Source organism: Deinococcus pimensis DSM 21231, assembly GCF_000519345.1.
Classification (GTDB): domain Bacteria; phylum Deinococcota; class Deinococci; order Deinococcales; family Deinococcaceae; genus Deinococcus_A; species Deinococcus_A pimensis.
Genome location: NZ_KI912617.1, coordinates 164,738 through 166,580, shown reverse-complemented (window position 1 = coordinate 166,580; position 1,843 = coordinate 164,738). Strand labels below are relative to the sequence as shown.

Annotated in this window: 2 protein-coding genes and 1 pseudogene; all 3 read right to left on the bottom strand. The window is 71.8% G+C overall.

Annotation, left to right across the window (positions count from 1 at the left end; all coding sequences use genetic code 11):
- Nucleotides 1-243 (bottom strand): hypothetical protein (locus tag DEIPI_RS38650; RefSeq protein WP_027480614.1); only part of this gene is annotated, 243 nt, incomplete at its 3' end.
- On the bottom strand, nt 240-1,469 hold the full coding sequence (locus tag DEIPI_RS0101395) for an ABC transporter substrate-binding protein (protein ID WP_045233373.1): 1,230 nt from the start codon (nt 1,467-1,469) through the stop codon (nt 240-242). The genes DEIPI_RS38650 and DEIPI_RS0101395, both read right to left, overlap by 4 nt.
- Nucleotides 1,466-1,843: pseudogene (locus tag DEIPI_RS0101390) on the bottom strand (lysophospholipid acyltransferase family protein); the annotation flags it as partial. The gene DEIPI_RS0101395 and the pseudogene DEIPI_RS0101390, both read right to left, overlap by 4 nt.

Here is a 1,843-nt window from a genome sequence, read left to right as displayed (position 1 = left end):
CAGCGTGCCCAGCACGAGGGCGAGCGCCGTGGAGACAAGCGCGATCCACGCGCCCAGCAGCAGCGAGGGCAGGAACTGCGGCGAGCCCAGCGCCTCCCGGTACGCGCGCCACGTGGGGCCGCCCGCGTCTTCCGCGCCCGTGAGGAGCCCCACGCTCTGCAGCAGGGCCAGCACCAGCCCGCCCCCGAACAGTCCCACCGTCACGAGCAGCGCGGGCAGCAGGGGCAGGGCGGCGCGCCTCATCGGGCCAGGAAGTCCCGGAAGCCGTCCTGCACGCGCCTGTCGTACTCGGCGTTCACGTCGCCGAAGGCGTTCTTCGCCAGCACCGCCGGGTCGAGCGTGTACGGCCCCGCCTTGAGGGTGGCCTTCACCTTCGCCGCGAAGGCCGCGTTCACCCTGGAGGGGTCCACGGCGAGCCCGTCGCCCCAGCCCTTCGGGTCGAGCTTGCGCAGCTGCATCGCGGGGTCGAGCAGCAGGTTCGCGAGGACCAGCGCGCCCGCCTTGCGGCCCGAGTTGTAGGGAATCGCGACGTAGTGGTAGTCCGCGACGGTGCCCGCGTCGAAGAGGTACACCCGCGCCGTCCTCGGCAGCAGACCCCTGTTCACCTCGGGCGCGATGCCGGAGACGTTCTGCACGAACGCGAAGTCCACCTCGCCGTTCGCGAGGAGCTGGTACTGCTGCGCGATGTCCGCCGGGAAGGTCTTCCCGCCGCGCCACAGGTTCGGGCGCAGGTCCGCGAGGTACGACCACAGCTTCGGCGACTCGCGCTTCCACACGGCCTCACTGAAGCCGCCCTGGAAGACCTTCGGGCCGCCCGCGAGCTCGAAGAGCGCCTGCCGCAGGAAGCGGTTGCCGTAGAACGCGGGGGGCGCCACGAAGGTGAAGCGGCCCGGATGCGCCTTCGCCCACGCCGCGAGCTCCCCGAAGCTGCGCGGCAGGTCCTTGTCCTTCACGCGGGCGCTGTCGTACACGTACTGCCACTGCGTGCTGCCCCAGGGGGACTCCGCGCCCGCGACGCGCTCGCCGAAGTCGTTGCGCACCGCCGGGCTCTGCCAGTTCACGAACCTCGCGTTGGGGAGCTTCTCCGCCCAGTTCGTGAAGAGCAGCTTGCCCTGCTTGGCGGTGCGGAAGTTCTCCCCGTTGATCCAGATGAGGTCCACGCTGCCGTTCGCGTTCCGGCCCGCCGTCTTCTCCCCGAGGACCTTGTTCACGGCCTGCACGGTGTCCGTGACGGGCACGCGCTTCAGCGTCACCCCGAGGGTCTTCAGGCGCGGCGCGACGACCGTGTCCACGTACGTGTTGATGTTCTCCGAGCCGCCCCACATGTAGAAGTTCACCGTCTGCCCGCGCGCCTCCGAGAGGACCTGGTTCCACGTCATCTTCGGGAAGTCCGTGTCCACCCTCGCGGCGAGCGAGCCGGAGAGCGCGGAGGCGAGGGTCAGGGCGGCCAGTCGGCGGGGGTGCGTCATGCGGTTCCTTTCAGGACGAGCGCGCGGCGCGACTCCACGCGCTCACGGAGCAGGGGGAAGTCCGGGTCGATGTCGAAGCGGTAGCCGTCCCAGAAGCCGTCCCGGTCGGGCAGGTAGCGGCGCGGCGCGGGCAGGTCCCCCGCGAGCGCGCGGGCCTTCATGAGGCGGCGCAGACGCACACGCAGCACGTCCGGCGCGGCCTCCGCCACCTCGGACGCGGGCACGGGCGGCAGCACGTGCAGGCCCACGGGCTCGCCGTAGCGCAGCGTGGGGGAGAAGGGATGCTCCCAGACGCGGTGCGTGCCGGTCAGCACGACCGGCAGCAGCGGAGCGCCGAGCGCGCGGGCCAGCGCGAACGGCCCGCGCTGGAAGTC

Excerpts from the sequence above, each read along its gene's own strand:
- DEIPI_RS0101395 (WP_045233373.1), bottom strand. The coding sequence starts at position 1,469 with ATGACGCACCCCCGCCGACTGGCCGCCCTGACCCTCGCCTCCGCGCTC.